At 43.9% G+C, this 16,872-nt stretch carries 17 protein-coding genes and 1 other RNA gene; 10 read left to right on the plus strand and 8 right to left on the minus strand.

The window, feature by feature from the left end; genetic code table 11:
• Positions 1–30: 30 nt before the first annotated feature.
• The 6 genes from V7R35_RS01505 to pspF are packed head-to-tail and all read right to left on the minus strand — an operon-like array spanning position 31 to position 6,621.
• A complete protein-coding gene (locus V7R35_RS01505) occupies positions 31–834 on the minus strand; it encodes an ATP-binding cassette domain-containing protein (protein ID WP_334012843.1) in 804 nt (267 codons plus the stop codon).
• Positions 834–1,829 (minus strand): peptide ABC transporter ATP-binding protein, encoded by a 996-nt coding sequence (locus V7R35_RS01510; protein WP_334012844.1) that lies wholly within the window; start codon positions 1,827–1,829, stop codon positions 834–836. The genes V7R35_RS01505 and V7R35_RS01510 overlap by 1 nt, the downstream gene beginning before the upstream one ends.
• A gap of 1 nt (position 1,830) precedes the next feature.
• Positions 1,831–2,724 carry an ABC transporter permease subunit gene (locus V7R35_RS01515; RefSeq protein ID WP_334012845.1) on the minus strand — a complete coding sequence of 298 codons (894 nt, stop codon included), beginning with the start codon at positions 2,722–2,724 and terminating at the stop codon, positions 1,831–1,833.
• Positions 2,711–3,742 (minus strand): ABC transporter permease, encoded by a 1,032-nt coding sequence (locus V7R35_RS01520; protein WP_334012847.1) that lies wholly within the window; start codon positions 3,740–3,742, stop codon positions 2,711–2,713. The genes V7R35_RS01515 and V7R35_RS01520 overlap by 14 nt, the downstream gene beginning before the upstream one ends.
• Positions 3,739–5,481, minus strand: coding sequence for an ABC transporter substrate-binding protein (locus tag V7R35_RS01525; RefSeq protein WP_334012848.1), 1,743 nt, complete (start codon positions 5,479–5,481; stop codon positions 3,739–3,741). Before V7R35_RS01525 ends, V7R35_RS01520 begins: the two co-directional genes overlap by 4 nt.
• A 3-nt stretch (positions 5,482–5,484) precedes the next feature.
• Entirely contained in the window at positions 5,485–6,621 is a 1,137-nt protein-coding gene (pspF, locus tag V7R35_RS01530) for a phage shock protein operon transcriptional activator (protein ID WP_334012849.1), read from the minus strand.
• Between the two features lie 218 nt (positions 6,622–6,839).
• On the opposite strand from pspF, the gene pspA reads away from it, so the two are divergent.
• From pspA to maiA, 7 genes are all read left to right on the plus strand, one after another.
• Complete coding sequence (gene pspA / locus V7R35_RS01535) at positions 6,840–7,523, plus strand: phage shock protein PspA (RefSeq protein ID WP_334012850.1); 684 nt, start codon at positions 6,840–6,842, stop codon at positions 7,521–7,523.
• Between the two features lie 75 nt (positions 7,524–7,598).
• Positions 7,599–7,838: an envelope stress response membrane protein PspB gene (gene pspB / locus V7R35_RS01540; protein ID WP_334012851.1), complete on the plus strand. Its 240-nt coding sequence runs from the start codon at positions 7,599–7,601 to the stop codon at positions 7,836–7,838.
• Complete coding sequence (gene pspC, locus V7R35_RS01545; RefSeq protein ID WP_334012852.1) at positions 7,835–8,281, plus strand: envelope stress response membrane protein PspC; 447 nt, start codon at positions 7,835–7,837, stop codon at positions 8,279–8,281. Before pspB ends, pspC begins: the two co-directional genes overlap by 4 nt.
• A 191-nt stretch (positions 8,282–8,472) precedes the next feature.
• Entirely contained in the window at positions 8,473–9,273 is an 801-nt protein-coding gene (phhA, locus tag V7R35_RS01550; protein WP_334012854.1) for a phenylalanine 4-monooxygenase, read from the plus strand.
• 192 nt (positions 9,274–9,465) lie between these two features.
• Positions 9,466–11,034 carry a transcriptional regulator TyrR gene (gene tyrR / locus V7R35_RS01555; RefSeq protein WP_334012855.1) on the plus strand — a complete coding sequence of 523 codons (1,569 nt, stop codon included), beginning with the start codon at positions 9,466–9,468 and terminating at the stop codon, positions 11,032–11,034.
• 340 nt (positions 11,035–11,374) lie between these two features.
• A complete protein-coding gene (locus V7R35_RS01560; RefSeq protein WP_334012856.1) occupies positions 11,375–12,385 on the plus strand; it encodes a fumarylacetoacetate hydrolase family protein in 1,011 nt (336 codons plus the stop codon).
• Between the two features lie 21 nt (positions 12,386–12,406).
• Entirely contained in the window at positions 12,407–13,060 is a 654-nt protein-coding gene (maiA, locus tag V7R35_RS01565) for a maleylacetoacetate isomerase (protein ID WP_334012858.1), read from the plus strand.
• Between the two features lie 104 nt (positions 13,061–13,164).
• On the opposite strand, the gene V7R35_RS01570 is transcribed toward maiA, so the two are convergent.
• The gene (locus V7R35_RS01570; RefSeq protein ID WP_131092592.1) at positions 13,165–13,632 is read right to left on the minus strand and encodes an Lrp/AsnC family transcriptional regulator; all 468 of its coding nucleotides are present in this window, start codon (positions 13,630–13,632) and stop codon (positions 13,165–13,167) included.
• 242 nt (positions 13,633–13,874) lie between these two features.
• On the opposite strand from V7R35_RS01570, the gene V7R35_RS01575 reads away from it, so the two are divergent.
• Positions 13,875–14,933, plus strand: a complete 1,059-nt coding sequence (locus V7R35_RS01575; RefSeq protein WP_334012861.1) for a Glu/Leu/Phe/Val dehydrogenase dimerization domain-containing protein — start codon at positions 13,875–13,877, stop codon at positions 14,931–14,933.
• Positions 14,934–15,017: 84 nt separating this feature from the next.
• Positions 15,018–15,114: signal recognition particle sRNA small type (ffs, locus tag V7R35_RS01580), an RNA gene on the plus strand.
• 43 nt (positions 15,115–15,157) lie between these two features.
• Here the strand turns inward: ffs and V7R35_RS01585 are convergent.
• Entirely contained in the window at positions 15,158–15,427 is a 270-nt protein-coding gene (locus tag V7R35_RS01585; protein ID WP_334012862.1) for a late competence development ComFB family protein, read from the minus strand.
• Between the two features lie 259 nt (positions 15,428–15,686).
• Here V7R35_RS01585 and V7R35_RS01590 point away from each other — a divergent pair, with 259 nt between their 5' ends.
• A complete protein-coding gene (locus tag V7R35_RS01590) occupies positions 15,687–16,775 on the plus strand; it encodes a tryptophan 2,3-dioxygenase family protein (protein ID WP_334012864.1) in 1,089 nt (362 codons plus the stop codon).
• Positions 16,776–16,872 lie beyond the last annotated feature (97 nt).

Below are 16,872 nucleotides of genomic sequence, written 5' to 3' on the forward strand. Positions count from 1 at the left end.
GGTGAAGTGGGGTAGATTGGGCGAACATGCCTAGCGAATAGTGTGTTGGGGAACCAACGACTGATAGGCTGATACAAGCTTTTTCGTGCGGCTGTGCTGTGGCCATCTAAACAGGGTTTCTGTTTTACCTTCTTCTACAATTTCACCGTTCTCCATTACAATAATCCTATCGGCAATGTGGCGCACAATCCCCAAGTTGTGACTAATGAAAATGAAGGCTAACCCCAGCTCCTTTTGCAGCTCTAATATTAGGTTAACCGTTTGAGAGCGAATAGACGGATCGAGCGCAGCAAAGGGTTCGTCGGCCACGAGCACTTTAGGCTTCAATACAATGGCTCGAGCTAATGCAACGCGCTGTTGTTGTCCATCAGACAGCATATGCCTGTAGAAGTAATAGTGCTCGCGCAAAAGCCCAACCTTTACCAACATATCCTCGATAATAGGTTTTCGTTCAGCTTCAGATAAGTCTGTGTTTAGCCTTAATGGCTCATCTAGAATTTTGCCAACAGGCACCGCTGGATTCATCGATTCACTGCTGTGCTGCAATATCATACGTATGTCGTGAGTACGCTTTTGCTGGCTATCTTTCGATTGGTATTTTGCTACATATTTATGGGCATTTATTTCTATCTCACCGGCATCGGCGGGCACTGCACCAACGAGCAGCTTGGCTAACAGTGATTTACCTGAGCGGTTTTCACCAATGATAGCAATAGTTTCGCCACGTTTTACGCTTAAATCTACTGGCCCAAGTTGAAAAATCTCAGGCCGCTTTAACCAGCGCTTTTTTTCGTTGTGTACAAACGACAGTTGTTTAACCTGCATTATGTCCATTACTGCTTCTCCACATGCAAAGGATAGTGGCAACTGTAGCTATGGTCATGGATACGCCTAACTGCTGGCGTTTGAACGCATGCCCGCTGAGCTCTTGGGCATCTAGGTCCCAATCGACAGCCGATGGGTAAATGTTGTAGCGTGGGTATTGAGCCACCAAGCGTTGGCAAATGGGACTTAGGCGGTAAGTCTTTTCTAAAACTTGGAGCACTGTCCAACAACGCTTGAGTATAAGGATGTAGCGGGCGCTTTTTAATATGTTTCATTTTGCCCGACTCTACCGTTTGTCCAGCGTACAGTACGGTCATGGAATGGGCCATACTGGCAATTGCAAGTAAGTCGTGGCTAACAAACAAAATAGACAACGACTTAGTTTGATTCAAACGCGTGAACAACTTCAATATTTGTGCTTTTGTTGTCGGCTCCATTCCACGAGTAGGGTCGTCTGCAATAAGCAATTTTGGCTGTGACACTAATGCCATTGCAATCATAAACTTCTGACCAATATCAGCAGGTATTTGATGCGGGTAGGCGCTTAAATAGTGTTTGTGGTGCTTTATACCCACCTTGTGAACGGTGCTGATTGCAATTTTCTTTCGATGCTGCGCACGCTGCCAAAACCAGCTACCTTCAACAAATTCTTCTGGAATACTCTCTGCTAACTGCTCACCCAATGTGGCTGAGGGGTCTAGGGATGCCTGTGGGTTTTGAAACACAACCGCTATTTCCCTTCGCATTACTTCTCGACGCTGATAGACAGACATGCCAAGCAAGTTTTCGCCATTCCAGCTCATGCGGTCGGCGGTTAGGTGCCATTGGCCCGGAAGTGCGCCACAAATTGCTGACACGATAAGGCTTTTACCTGAACCCGACTCTCCAACTAATGCGCGAATTTCGCCACTGCTTACCGATAAGTTAACTTTGTCCAGCGCTTTAATGGTGTTGTCGCCACTACCCATTTCTAACGTAAGGTTTTTAATATCCAACATCGGCATTTTAGTGGCTCACTCTTTTTCGTAGTGCAGAACGTAGCCCGTCACCGACGATATTTATCGACAGCACCATTAGGAAAATAGCAGTACCCGGCACAGCAACATTCCACGGTGCCAAATAGGCAGCATCAAGGCCATCAGCCAATATAACACCTAGTTCTGGCAGCGGTGACTGTGCCCCCAAGTTCAAAAAGCCTAGCGCTGATATATCAATTACAGCAATTGAAAGCGCTAACGTGCCTTGAACAACCAAAGTCTCAATCATATTAGGTAATATAGAATGTACGAATAGCTGCCATCGGTTTGCACCGTCTAATTTGGACGCAACAATATAGTCTTTTTTCATTTCTGCGCGAACGAAGCTACGAGTGTGATGTACAAATTGTGGAATTAGCGCAAGCGTAATAGCCCACATGCTGTTTAGAAGGCCTGCTCCTAAGATAGCAACAATAATGATGGCGATCAGCAGAGTAGGAATGGCCATCAAAGCATCTAGCAAATGGTTGGCGATACTAGAGCGCACCCCACGAAGCATACCGGCAAATGTACCCAGGCTTACGCCCACAAGCATTGCAAGCACAACCGTGATAAAAGCAGTGCCTAGGGTAATACGGCAGCCGTAGATAATGCGCGTAAACAGGTCTCTTCCTAGTGCATCCGTACCAAATAAATGGGAAATAACGCCGTTTGCCGTCCAACTAGGAGGAATGAGCAAGCCATCAATATTTTGTTCTGTTGCATCATAAGGCGTGATAATAGGAGCAAATAATGCGAAAAATACAAAGCATCCCAACATAACAAGACCCACCATCGCAATATGGCTCGATCGGAATGCAGCCCAAGTGCGCTGCCACGGCGATGGGTGAAACTCTTCTTCGTACAAACTAAACTGCGGCATGTTCGTACTTCTCTCTGCTAGGGTCGATAATGCGGTTAAACAAATCTACCAGAATGGTTAAAGTAATAACTAACGTCGATACTGCCATCATACCAATACGTAGCGCGGGATAATCCCGTTGATAGATGGCTTGTATTAGCCAATTACCAATTCCCGGCCAAGAAAACAGTGTTTCAACAATCATTGCATTAGTAATAAGCGTTGTAATTTGAATAGCCATTAAAGGCAAGATAGGAAGCAGCGCATTTCGCAAAATGTGCCGCGTAAAAATTTGCCAGCTCGACAGTCCTCTTGATACCGCCGCTGCAATATAGGGCCGGTGTTTAACATCAATAACAGAACGACGCGTTATTCTTATCAAAGACGCTGTAGTAATGGCACCAATGGCGAACGTAGGTAACGCAATGTGCGACAATGCATCTTTAAACGCCAATGATTTATTGTCTAAATCGCTCAACAGCACGTCTACCAGTATAAAGCCAGTTACTCTAGGGACATCGTAAAGCAGGCTTATGCGTCCAGAGAGTGGCGCTGCATCTAGCTGTAAACTGAAAACCAGTATGAGTAACAACGCAAACCAAAACACAGGAAACGAGTAGGTGGTCATGCTGGCACTGTTAAGAATATGGTCGGTGGTAGAGTAGCAACGAATACCAGCGTAATAGCCAAGTGGAATACCAACAAAAAGTGCCATTAGCATTGCGTAGGTGGCAAGTTCTATCGTGGCCGGCAATGCAATGCCAACCTCTTCTAGAAGCGGAAGACCCGATGTGAAACTGTATCCCCAATCGCCAACTAATAAATTGCCTAAGTAATAGAAAAACTGAAGAACCACTGAACTATCGAGCTTAAACTGTCTTTCAAGTGCTTCTCGCTGTGCCTCGTTTTCAGGCACCAGACCGGTTAGGTTTTCAAGCGTATCGCCCGGAAATAAATAGGCCAATGAAAATGACATCACGGCTAGTACTAATAGCGTTAAAACAAGAAGGGTGCAGTATCGGGTTAAAATTTGAATCACAGTGTTTTCTCTACTCCACCGAAGCGAACGCCACCAAATGGATTGATTACAACGCCATTTAACTCTTCTCGATATGCTTGATAGCGGTACGCATGTGCAATAGGTACCAAAGGTAGTCGCTCGTAAAGTAACCGGTTTACTTGATGATAGATTGCAGTTCGCTCGTCAATATCGTCTGTTTTAAGCGCTTCGTTTAACAATCTATCGTAATCCTCATCACACCACATAGCGCGGTTTGTACCAGAGGGAATAGCACCGCAGCTTAGAAGTGGTCGGTAGAAGTTATCGGGGTCGCCGTTGTCTGCCGACCAACCTATAAGTACTGAGTCGTGCAATCCGTCTTGTAAATGTCTTCTGAATGTTGCCCAGTCATAACTTACGATAGTGGCTTCAATACCCACATCTTGCAGGTAGCGTTGAATCAGCTCTGCCATTTTAGTTGCGTTTGGGTTATAAGCTCGCTCTACAGGCATTGCCCAAATAGTCATCGAGAATCCTTCGTTCACTCCTGCATTGGCCAAAAGTTGCCTTGCTAGTACAGGGTTGTAAGCGGTGTCGTCTGCGTCATTTTGAAATGCCCAGCTAGCCGCAGGCAACAACGTTTTGGCACGCGTTGCGCTATCAAAATAAACGGCTTCTAATAGGGTGTTCTTGTCAATTGCAGCAGCAAGAGCGCGTCTTACGTCTGGATTGTCGAAAGGAGGGCGCTGTGTATTAAAGGCCCAAAAGCCAATATTCAACCCAGGCTTCTCTGCAAGCGTAAGATCGCTTCGTGCTCGTATTACCTCAAGTTCGGTTTGCGCTGGAAACGCCGTTGCGTCACATTCCCCAGTCATTAGTTTGGCTAAGCGTAATGAACTTCTAGGGGTTATGTCGAATATCAACTGCCGCACGTTTGCTACATTATCATTACTAATGTTGCCATTTAACTGTAAGTTGTCTTGCCAATTTGCGTCAACATTCGACCTGTTGTCAAAGTCATCAGCGGATGATGCGACGTTGTCGTCACCCCTTAACTCACTCTTGCGCCAATAGTCTTCATGGCGAAGGTACTTTATAAATCGATCTTTTCTGTAGCTTTCAAATTTAAACGGGCCAGTGCCTACGGGCAGAATGTCTATCTTACTTGGACTGCCGGCCTCAAATAATGTGGTTGCATATTCTTGTGAAAGAATAACGGCAAAGTCTGTTGCAAGGTTTGCAAGGAATGAAGAATCTCGACGATGCAGTGTAATTTCTACGCGATAACCATTAACCCTTTCCACCGATGCAATATTTTGTGCAAGCCCTAAGCTTTCGAAATAAGGGTAGCGGCCTCCAGAAACCGAATGATAGGGGTGTGAGGGCAAGCGCCATCGGTTAATACTAAAAATAACATCGTCGGCGTTAAAGTTGCGGGTGGGCGTAAAATAGTGTGTTTGGTGAAACTTAACGTCTCTGCGTAACTGAAATGCGTATGTTAAGCCATCGTTGGTTACCAGCCAGCTACTAGCTAGGCTGGGTACAATGCGTCCCGAGTCAGGGTCAAAGTCCAGTAATCTATCGTATAACTGATGCGATGTTGCATCCGACGTAGTACTGGAAGTATCCAATTGCGGGTTAAAGGTAACAGGGTTGCTCTCAGAGCAATAAATAATACCTGTATTGTAAAACGCTTTTTTATTTTGTTTCGCACAGGACACAATAAGTAATGCTGTGCATAACGCTACTGTTAAACGCTTTACTACACCCATGTACATACCTTACGCCTCGAATTTCTCTGCGTTTTCCGCAGATGAATCTAACAAGTTGTACTTTTTTAAGTAACCCCTTAGCTGATGGTAGGTCAGGCTTAATTTTTCTGCCGTCTTTTTTTGATTAAACTGACTATCTGCAAGTGCCTGCTTTATCATATCAATCTCGTATTGTTGAGAGCGATCTTTAAGGTCTATGGGATACTCTACAACCTCTGGCGACGTTACTGATGTTGGAATAGGGGCGTCGTTTTGTGCTTGTGCTTCATTTATTGCTGTGGAAGCAGACGGTATCGTTGATGCTGTTGGGGTAGCATTATCACTATTTACTCTATCGTTTGTTTTTACACGACCCACAGGGCGATAAGCAGATTCAAATGGGTCTAGTACAATTTCATGCACGGGAAGGTGAGGGTTGTTCGTGCGATAAACCGCTCTTTCAACCACGTTTTTAAGTTCACGTATATTGCCGGGCCAGTGATAATCTAACAGTGTTCTTTTGGCTTTTTCAGTGAAACCGCTGAACAGCTCCATTTCCATTTCCCGCGCCATATTGATCGCGAAGTTTTCTGCAAGCATCATAATATCTTCACGTCGTTCGCGAAGCGGTGGAATAGTAATAACGTCAAAAGCCAAACGGTCGAGTAAGTCTGCGCGAAATTCACCTGCGTCAGCAAGTGCAGGTAAATCTTCATTTGTTGCTGCTATAAGGCGTACATCAGTTTTTACTGATTTGCTGCCACCAACACGCTCAAATTCACCGTATTCGACGACGCGAAGTAGTTTTTCTTGAATAAGGCCTGATGTGTTGGCTAACTCATCAAGGAACAATGTACCGTTGTGCGCCACTTCAAATCGGCCTTCACGGCGTTTAGATGCACCAGTAAAGGCGCCAGCCTCATAACCAAACAGTTCACTCTCTAGCAAGCTTTCACTCAGCGCCGCGCAGTTTAACTTTACGTAGTTTTGATCCCATCGCTTAGACAGAAAGTGCAAGCGAGCTGCAATTAGCTCTTTACCTGTGCCTCGTTCACCAATAACAAGAACCGGTTTATCTAGCGGTGCTATCTGTGAAATTTGCTCTAGCACTTCCAAAAAACTATTGGCTTGTCCTAGCAAATTGTCTTGCTGTCGATACCTACTCATTAAATCCCTCAAAAGTTAGTCATTTCGACCAATTAATAGTGTAGAGCAAAATAATTTGATAAACGAGCATTATTTGTTTTATAAAAAAATGCTTTAAAAGCAGTCGCTTGCGCAATGATTAAAAGTGGCAAGCATATTGTATAGTCTATGCCAAGAGTAACCGTGTTTATCAAACAAGTTGTTATTACAGCTTAGCTATAGAACAAGAGGTAATTATTATGGGTATCTTCTCGCGTTTCACTGATATTGTGAACTCAAATATAAATGCGCTTTTAGATAAAGCGGAAGATCCTGAAAAAATGGTTCGACTAATTATTCAGGAAATGGAAGACACGCTGGTTGAAGTGCGTTCAGCTTCAGCTAAAACCATTGCGAACAAAAAAGACATTGCTAACCAGATTGCGAAATATGAAAGTGATGCGTCAGACTGGGAAGCTAAAGCGGAGCTTGCGTTAAGCAAAGATCGTGAAGACCTTGCTCGTGCAGCGTTGCAGGAAAAGAAAAAATCGGCAGAGGCTGCAGAAGCCTTAAGCAAAGAGCTGGCTATTGTTGATGAGCAAATTAGCAAACTTCAAGATGAAATAGCACAGCTTCAAGAAAAGCTTGCAGATGCCAAGAGCCGTCAAAAAACGATCATCATGCGCCAAAAAACAGCGAGCTCTCGTTTAGAGGTGAAAAAGACGCTTGATAGCACTAAAGTAGATAATGCTATGGGACGTTTCGAGCAGTACGAGCGCAAAATTGACGATTTAGAATCCCAAGTTGAAGCATACGACTTAGGCAAGAAAACGTTGCAAGATGAGTTTGCTGAATTAGAAGCTAGCGATAAAGTAGATGACGAATTAGCGGCGCTTAAAGCCAAAATTAAAGGTGCAAAAAGTAGCACCGAAAAATCAGAATAATAAAAAGTACGGTGCCGCTTTATTATGTGAGAGCGAATAGAGCGGACGCAGATAGGGTTTGTTGGAGAATTTGAGATGGATGAAGGTATCATTGCAATGTTGGTAATGCCGCTGGTTGTGTTCACTATTTTTGTGGCGCCAATATGGTTAATTTTGCATTACCGCAGCAAAAAGCAAGTCAACCAAGGGCTTAGTGCTGAAGAGTACGCTCAACTTCAAGTCCTAGCCGAGCAAGCAGAAAAGATGAGCGAGCGAATTGAAACGCTAGAAGCCATTTTAGATAGTGAGGCGCCTGAGTGGAGGAACAGAGCATGAGAAATGGAAAGCAGCTCTACCGCGACTCAAGTAATAAGCGTATAGCGGGTGTATGCGCAGGTGTTGCAGACTATTTCGGGCTCGAGACGTGGTTGGTACGAATTCTTGTTGTAACTGGCTTCTTCTTATTAGCAGGGCCTTTCATGTTGGTGGCTTACGTTGCGGCTTGGTTTATTCTAGATAAAAAACCTGAAGGTATAGAAACACAAGCGCCAGAGCCTGTTTTCTCGAAAGGCAAAGGGTGGAGAAACCCTAACGCAGGCCAAGTTAAAAGCCCTAAGGTAGAAGTGAAAACGAAAGTTTGGCAAGCAGGCGAACCGCCAAAACAAGCGTTCCACGATATAAAAAACCGTTTCGCCAAGGCTGAAACACGCTTACGTAAAATGGAAACGTACGTTACGTCTAGAGAGTATCAATTAAATAAAGAAATTAGTCGTCTCTAAGCAATGTGCGAAGTATGAAAAGCCGCTTTTTATAAGCGGTTTTTTGTTTTTTTTACAATACATTAGCTTGTTGTTGTAAAATATTGATTACACTCAAAAGTGGGACTTCAAATGTCCTACTACTTTCCGGCGCAACGAATTTCATTAGACTAAAGGGCAAGTTGTTTTTAACACTATTGGTCTTTGAAGTTATGCCAAAATCAACACAGTATCAGTCGAGAGAATCGGACGAGAACGGTCATATTACATGGTCGGATGAAGAGAACCAAATTTGGTCTGAGCTCTATGCTCGTCAAATCCCACTGGTGAAAGAGCGTGCTTGCCAACAATATCTGGACGGCCTTGATTTGCTGAAGCTCAGCGAAGATAAAATTCCGCAGCTACCAGATATCGACAAAGTATTGATGGAGAAAACCGGTTGGAAAACGGCAGAAGTGCCAGCCCTAATCAATTTTGGCGAGTTTTTCCGTTTACTTGCGAATAAGCAGTTTCCGGTTGCTACCTTTATCAGAACGCGTGAAGAGTTCGATTATCTTCAAGAGCCTGATATCTTCCACGAGGTGTTCGGGCATTGTCCGTTGTTAACTAATCCAGCGTTCGCTCACTTCACACATACTTACGGAAAGCTAGGGCTTGCGGCGAGTAAAGAAGACCGCGTCTACTTAGCTCGACTTTATTGGTTTACTGTAGAGTTTGGTTTAGTAAGAGCAAACGACGAGTTGAAAATCTACGGCGGCGGCATTCTGTCATCTCCAGGGGAAACAATATACGCATTGGATAGCGATACACCGCTTCGCAACCCCCTAACTGCATTAGATGCACTTAGAACGCCATACCGAATTGATATCATGCAGCCGTTATATTACATACTCCCCGAGTTTGACCATTTATTCGAACTTGCGGAAATGGACATTATGGCGCTGGTTGAAAAAGCGAAGTCATTAGGGTTGTTTTCCCCACTTTTCCCTCCTAAGGAAAAAAAGGCAAGCTAAAGACTTGTTAATTAAATGTGTTTTTTATAGGATGCCGCTCGTTGAAGCGGCATCTTTGTATTAGCCTCTACCAACTGCCTCTATCCACCGTTTGGCGTGCTTATTTAACGGTCTGTTACAAATATCATGTTATCTTTTTGTAAAAGTGTGATATCTTGTACAAAATTCTTTACAAGTATCCTATAACACCCTATGCGCTTAGAAATCATTTGCCAGGATCGCTTGGGCATAACCCAAGATGTTTTAGATATTCTGGTTACAAAAGAAATAGACCTTCGTGGTATTGAAATCGATCCAGTGGGAAAAATTTTCCTTAATTTTCCTAATATTGAGTTTGCCGATTTTCAGCATTTAATGCCGCAAATACGCCGCATTGATGGCATTGATGACGTAAAAACAACACTTTTTATGCCCGGAGAGCGCGAGAAAAATCAGTTGTCAGCAATTCTTCGCACGCTTCCAGACCCCGTGTTTTCAATTGATGCAAAGGGCAACATTCTGTTGTGCAACGAAGCGGTTTGCGCAGGCTTGGAAGTGTCGTTTAGTGATATCGAAGGCAGCGAAATCAGTGAAGTAGTAAAAGGGTTTAACTTCACTAAATGGATGGATGGGAAATCACCGGGTCCACAAACGTCAAAAGTAAAATTCATTCAGCAAGACTATTTAGCCGACATGTTACCTATTACGGTTCCTGATGGTGAAAAAAATGGTGAGCAAAATAAAATAATGGCCGGTGCTGTCGTTATTTTAAAATCTGAAATGCGTTTGGGTCAGCAGTTCACCGCGTTTCACCAATCGCCTACAGATAGTTTCGACCGTTTTGTCACCCAGTCTCCTTTTATGAAGAGAGTCGTTCATGAGGCGAAGCGCGTGGCTGACTTAGACGCTCCTATTCTTATCTTCGGTGAAACTGGCACAGGCAAAGAGATGATAGCGAGAGCCTGTCATCAGTCTAGCCGCCGCAGTGAAGGGGCGTTTCTAGCGCTAAACTGTGCATCGTTACCCGATAGCGTAGCCGAAACAGAGTTATTTGGTTACGCCGCTGGCGCATTTAACCAACCAAACGCTAAGTTAGGGCTTCTTGAACAAGCTAAAGGGGGCACGCTTCTATTAGACGAAATTGCTGATATGTCGTCTCAGCTTCAGGCCAAGCTATTGCGCGTTTTGGAAGATGGGGAGTTTAGGCGCGTAGGTGATGCTTCACCTGTTAAAGTTGACGTACGCTTTATTTGTACCACCTGTCGTGATTTAGGACAGCTTGTTGAAGAGGGGCGCTTTAGGAAAGAGCTTTACTACAGACTAAATGTGTTAAGCCTCGTTATGCCAAGTTTGAAAGATCGCCGCCAAGACATCGTGCCGTTAGCAGAGTCGTTCATTGTTCAGCACAGTACAAAATTGGGACGACGTCCGGCTAAATTAAGCAAATCGTGTGTCGATTTCCTACAGCAATACCCATGGCCTGGAAATGTAAGGCAGCTACAAAATGCGCTTTATCGAGCGTTATCGCTATTAGATGGTAAAGAAATTACCAAAGAAGACATTCAGCTTCCAAGCTGTGCGCCAAGTGTTACCTATATTGACGAGAATTTTGATGGCACCCTAGATGAAGAAGTGAAGAAGTTTGAAAAAGATTTGCTTAAACGTCTTTATCCCTCCTATCCAAGTACGCGCCAACTCGCTAAAAAATTGGGCCTCAGCCATACTGCGATTGCCAATAAACTGCGCGAGTACGGTATTAACAAAGCCACGGTCAAACTCTAGCGAGTAAGCTGTTTTCGAGCCCTATAAAGGTGTCTTTTAGCGTGTTGCGTTTTATTTACAATGCGCCAGAAGACACCAGTATTAGGGGCTGTCGCACACTTACTGTGACCTATTTGTACACGCTTTCTTACAGCCACTAAAAACTTCGTTCGCTACACTCTTCTCATTGCCTACAGTCTAATGGCATAACTATAGGTAGCTATTTTTCAAAACGCTCTAACTGGCTGCCTACCGACCATAGGTTTACTAACATGCTGGCCAGCGCATTGCGTGCCAAGGCTAAGGCTGTCAAAGCGCAACGACGCAAACAAGAGCACAAAAATATTTCGAGGAAAGAGACATGAAGTTAGCAACATATAAAAATGATACTCGCGACGGCTGCCTAATGGTGGTGTCACGTGACCTTTCTCGAGCATGCAGTGCACAAGACATTGCTAAAACCATGCAAGAGGCCTTGGATAACTGGCAAGAAATTTCTCCTCAGTTGCAAATGCGTTATCAGCAGCTCAACAACAATGAGTGTGAAAGCGTTGCATTTGATACCACACGTTGTGAATCACCACTTCCTCGCGCTTACCAGTGGGCCGACGGCAGTGCGTATGTAAATCACGTTGAATTAGTGAGAAAAGCACGTGGTGCCGAAATGCCAGAAAGCTTCTGGACAGACCCGCTAATGTATCAAGGTGGCTCGGACGACTTCATTGGTCCTAATGACGATATTATTTTACCAAGCGATGATTGGGGTATCGACTTTGAAGGGGAAGTTGCCGTTGTAACAGACGATGTACCAATGGCGTGTACGTCTCAACAGGCAGCAGAACGTATTCGTCTTATTATGCTTGTAAATGATGTTTCATTACGTGGCCTTATTCCGGGTGAGTTAGCAAAAGGTTTTGGCTTTTTCCAATCGAAACCTGCTTCAAGCTTTTCCCCTGTTGCGGTAACACCAGACGAACTTGGTGATGCTTGGCAAGACAACAAAGTGCATTTGCCGTTGCGTTCAACGTATAACGGTGAGCTGTTTGGGAAGCCAGAGGCAGGGCAAGATATGACGTTCGACTTTGGCGAATTGGTTGCGCACGCTGCTAAGAGCAGAAATCTTGGCGCAGGTGCTATTATAGGTTCTGGTACCGTATCTAATAAGCAAGGCACTGACCACGGGTCAGCTATATCAGAGGGCGGTTTAGGTTATTCATGCATCGCCGAAGTGCGTATGATTGAAACCATTCGCGATGGCAAGCCATCTACGCCATTTATGCAGTTCGGTGATAGAATTCGTATTGAGATGATGGATAAAGACGGCAACAGTGTTTTTGGTGCAATAGAGCAGCAAGTAAAGCCGCTTAACTAATACACAGATAGGTATAACAGTATGAGTTTGAAATTGTATGGCTACTGGCGATCAACAGCATCTTATCGCGTAAGAATAGCGTTAAACCTGAAAGGCGTGCAGTACGAGTATGTACCGGTTCATCTTGTTAAAGAGGGCGGTGAACAGCACGCTGAGCCATACTCTCGACTTAATCCTGCACACCTTGTACCTACTTTGGTCGATGAAGATGAGGATATTATACTTAACCAATCTTTATCGATCATTGAATACATTGACGAACGTTTCGACAGCGCGCCTAGACTTGTACCTGAACACAAAACCGAGCGCGCCAGAGTAAGAGCGCTTGCTCAGGATATTGCGTGCGACATCCAACCTCTTGGAAACCTGCGGGTACTTAATGCGCTTAAAGGCTCATTTGATGCGCAGCAAGAGGACGTGCAGCGCTGGGCTGCACATTGGATCTCGTTGGGCTTTGACGGCATCGAGCAGCGTCTTCAAACACAAGCTGGTAAGTACTGTTTTGACTTTGACGTTACGCTTGCTGACGTTTGTTTAATACCTCAGGTATACAACGCGAAGCGTTTTAACCTAGATATGAACAAGTACCCACTGATTAGTAAAATAGCTGATAACTGTAATGCGCTTGAAGCGTTTGAAAAAGCCAAGCCTGAAAATCAGATTGATGCGAGCTAATTGATGTAGAAAAGCAAAGGTTAATTGCTTGAGTGGATTGTAGAAAGCAAGATAATTTGAAAGGCCGCAAAAGAATGCGGCCTTTTATGTTCGTATTAAAAACGCTACTGACGTTTTATAGGCAATTCAGTGGTGTTTTTCACCTGTTTCAGGGCAAACGTTGAACTTAGGTGGTCAACCAATGGAAGGTGAGTAAGCTTCGTTTTTAATAGAAATTCATACTCTTCGATGCTTTCTACAATAACTTTCAGCAGATAGTCTTTTTCACCACTTGTTGTGTGACACTCAACTATTTCATCAATATTTTGAACGGCATTTTCAAAGTCAGTTAACGAATCGCCATCGTGGTTTTTAAGCGTAACGTAAATAAAAACAGACACGCCTAGATTTAGTTTTTTATTATTAAGCAGCGTCACTTTACCTAAAATGATGCCGTCGGCCTCCATCCGCTTTACGCGACGCCAACAAGGAGTATGTGATAATCCTACTCGTTGACTTAAGTCGGCCATTGATACTGTGGCGTCTTGCTGTAGGACACGCAAGATCTCACGGTCGAATTTATCCAATTTCATGAACACTGATTCCGTCGTTTTTATGATGTTTATTATATATAAAAATAAATCCTAGGACAGATGTCCTAGTAAAATAGTATTCAATTCCTTTGCGTTTCAGTTTGTAAATTTCATTAACAAACTTTGCAACGCCTGTCCTCAAAATATTCAGCTAACATTGCAGTCAACTTAGGGTCTTTCCAAATACATCGAATGGTAGGGAAGGACTTCACCCAAATCACTACAGTTATAATAGGGAATGTATGTCAGTTTTCGATCATTCAGAGTTTGATAATCACGAGCACGTCGCGTTTTATCACGATAAAGAAGCGGGCCTTAGTGCCATTATTGCTGTACACAATACGAATTTAGGCCCCGCGCTTGGTGGCTGCCGCATGTGGCCATACGTCAATAGTAGCGAAGCCCTTACAGATGTTCTTCGTTTGTCGAAAGGCATGACCTACAAAGCGGCGATGGCAAACTTAAAATTGGGTGGCGGAAAATCTGTGATTATCGGTGACCCACGCAAAGCCAAAACCCCGGAAATGATGAAAGCAATGGGCAAATTTGTTGAGTCATTAGGCGGCAAGTATTTCACAGCGGAAGACTCTGGTATTGCGGTTACCGACCTTCAAACAATGGCTACTGAATCTGACTACATTGCTGGCGTTAACGCAAAATATCACTATGCCGGTGAAGTACCAGATGGAAATCCAGCTCCATCAACTGCCTATGGTGTGTTTGTTGGCTTGAAGGCAACAGTTGAGTACGGCCTAAAACGCAGCTTAGATGGTGTATCAGTTGCTATTCAAGGAATGGGGCATGTTGGCTATCGACTGGCCAAACACCTGCATGATCACGGTGCAAAACTGTATGTTGCCGACATTTACCCTGAAGGCGTTGAAAAAGCGGCAGCTGAACTTGGCGCAACAGCTGTAGCACCGGAGGAGATTCTTAGTTTGGATGTTGATGTACTAGCGCCATGTGCATTGGGTGCGGCAATCAACGACCAAACGCTGCCGGATATCAAAGCAAAAGTTATTGCGGGGGCTGCAAATAACCAGCTTGCGCGAGAAGACATTGGCGAACTACTGCAGCAGCGCGGTATTTTGTATGCGCCTGATTACGTTATCAATGCAGGTGGTGTTATCGATATCTTCCACCAACGCATGGAATCAAGCTCAAACGAAGCAATGCGCGCACATATTGAACAAATCGGCGATACGCTGAAAGAAATTTATACGCGTGCTGAAAGCGAAGGAGCCGCTACCAATCGCGTGGCGAACGTAATTGCTGAAGAGAGATTTTCGATTAAGGGTTGAAAACCATTAATCAAATAGTCATAATGCGCCCCGCACTGAAGCAGGGCTACGACTTTGTTTTAGTCGCATTTTTCTATGGTGGGCTTTTGGTCCTCCCGCAATGATACTCTGTGAACCCGGTCAGGCCTGGAAGGGAGCAGCCGCAGCAGACGACTCATGTGCCGGGATGTGGCTGGGGGCCCGCCACCCAAACCCCCTTTTGGTATTTCTATTCTAGCCCAAAGCTACTTCGAATTCTTCGTATCATCCAAAAACTTAAGCGCTTTCTGAATAGCGTGCTCAACGTTCATTTCCATTTGTCTTCGTTCGCTTTGCGGCAAATAAAATGCCATATCAACCTCGTAACGAATGTAACGTGGGGGTACTTGGTTTAGCGCCAAGCAACACAAATCTGCTAGATAGTCAGCGTCGTTTGTCTTATCTAACCCTAGGCTGCTTATTCTTTCTAAGACCAGATGCTCATAATAATTATGGATATCGTCATCGAGTTTCATGCACTTACCCTTTTCCTTTTTTCTTATGCCTACTTGAGCGTGTTGACCTTTGCAGCAAAAACGTACCGCAAAGATCCACGCTCTCTAACCATAGCGCTATTGGATAGTTTTTTATACATAAAAGTACAAACTTGTTAACACTTGAAATCTGCTTCTTTTTAAAAGGTATAGCGCGAATTCTGTGGTTGTCGAGCAGGTGGTGATAGAATCGTGAAATTAAAAAGTAGTTGAAGAATATTTTAAAACTGAAGGCGAGAACATGAAGAAAAATATCGAGCCATGCTATTACGGTGATTACCTACACCTAGACAAAGTGTTAGGAGCGCAAGAATTACAGAGTGCGAAGTACGGTGAACCTGCTCACGAAGAAATGTTGTTCATCATAGTGCATCAAGTGTATGAGTTGTGGTTTAAACAAGTACTTCACGAATTAAATGCGGTTATCGATACGTTTAATCAAGATACGGTCAAAGACCAGCAGCTAACCCAAGTTGTCCATCGTCTACATCGGGTTATACAAATTCAGCGTTTAATGAATGACCAAATCGCTATTATGGAAACCATGACACCACAACAGTTTCTTTCTTTCAGAGACTATTTAGTACCAGCGTCTGGTTTTCAGAGTATTCAGTTTAAACGGCTTGAAATCTCACTGGGCTTGAAACGTGAGTTTAGAATCAACTTCGATAAGCAAAGTTTTTATAACCGCCTAAACGAAAATGACCGTGCCTTACTAGAGGGCCTCGAAGAAAAACCAAGCTTATTCGACCTAGTAGATAAATGGCTATCAAGAATGCCTTTGCTGAAAACCGATGACTTTGACTTTTGGCAGTACTACAAAACTGCAGCAGATAGTATGCTGCAAGATGACCATCACACTATTACCACTAATACTATGCTATCTGACGTTGAAAAACGTCAGGAACTAAATGATTGGCAATCAACTAAAGAAAATTTCGCCGCGCTGTTTGATGATGAGCAATATCAACAATTACTGAAAGAAGGAAAGTTTAGGTTAAGCCATGAAGCGTTGTTGTCGGCGTTATTTATCAAACAGTATTCAGAAGAGCCTATATTCAACCTACCATTTCAGCTAATTACTGCGCTTACGGAAATTGACGAGCAACTCACCATATGGCGATACCGTCACGCTATGATGGTGCAACGTATGCTAGGAACAAAAATTGGCACTGGTGGCTCATCTGGACATCATTATTTGAAGAAAACCACAGAGTCGAATCGCATCTTTCTTGACTTCTTTAACATGGCGACATTCTTATTGCCTAAAACAGCATTGCCTGACTTACCAGAATCCATCAAACGAAAACTTGGATTTTTTCTTCAGTAATAAGCGAGCTTGAAGGTAATCAGTGTAATTACGAATTATTCTCCTTCGCACCTCTCGAATGCTGTGTATGAGACAAATCATATTTTGTTACTACGAA

The organism is Alteromonas sp. S167 (assembly GCF_036864375.1).
Classification (GTDB): Bacteria; Pseudomonadota; Gammaproteobacteria; order Enterobacterales; family Alteromonadaceae; genus Alteromonas.

Coding starts and splice junctions, on each gene's coding strand:
- V7R35_RS01570 (WP_131092592.1), bottom strand. CDS start 13,632: ATGAAATTGGATAAATTCGACCGTGAGATCTTGCGTGTCCTACAGCAA.
- V7R35_RS01585 (WP_334012862.1), bottom strand. CDS start 15,427: ATGAAACTCGATGACGATATCCATAATTATTATGAGCATCTGGTCTTA.
- phhA (WP_334012854.1), top strand. CDS start 8,473: ATGCCAAAATCAACACAGTATCAGTCGAGAGAATCGGACGAGAACGGT.
- pspA (WP_334012850.1), top strand. CDS start 6,840: ATGGGTATCTTCTCGCGTTTCACTGATATTGTGAACTCAAATATAAAT.
- V7R35_RS01505 (WP_334012843.1), bottom strand. CDS start 834: ATGGACATAATGCAGGTTAAACAACTGTCGTTTGTACACAACGAAAAA.
- V7R35_RS01575 (WP_334012861.1), top strand. CDS start 13,875: ATGTCAGTTTTCGATCATTCAGAGTTTGATAATCACGAGCACGTCGCG.
- V7R35_RS01525 (WP_334012848.1), bottom strand. CDS start 5,481: ATGTACATGGGTGTAGTAAAGCGTTTAACAGTAGCGTTATGCACAGCA.
- pspC (WP_334012852.1), top strand. CDS start 7,835: ATGAGAAATGGAAAGCAGCTCTACCGCGACTCAAGTAATAAGCGTATA.
- maiA (WP_334012858.1), top strand. CDS start 12,407: ATGAGTTTGAAATTGTATGGCTACTGGCGATCAACAGCATCTTATCGC.
- tyrR (WP_334012855.1), top strand. CDS start 9,466: ATGCGCTTAGAAATCATTTGCCAGGATCGCTTGGGCATAACCCAAGAT.
- V7R35_RS01590 (WP_334012864.1), top strand. CDS start 15,687: ATGAAGAAAAATATCGAGCCATGCTATTACGGTGATTACCTACACCTA.
- V7R35_RS01560 (WP_334012856.1), top strand. CDS start 11,375: ATGAAGTTAGCAACATATAAAAATGATACTCGCGACGGCTGCCTAATG.
- pspB (WP_334012851.1), top strand. CDS start 7,599: ATGGATGAAGGTATCATTGCAATGTTGGTAATGCCGCTGGTTGTGTTC.
- V7R35_RS01510 (WP_334012844.1), bottom strand. CDS start 1,829: ATGCCGATGTTGGATATTAAAAACCTTACGTTAGAAATGGGTAGTGGC.
- pspF (WP_334012849.1), bottom strand. CDS start 6,621: ATGAGTAGGTATCGACAGCAAGACAATTTGCTAGGACAAGCCAATAGT.
- V7R35_RS01515 (WP_334012845.1), bottom strand. CDS start 2,724: ATGCCGCAGTTTAGTTTGTACGAAGAAGAGTTTCACCCATCGCCGTGG.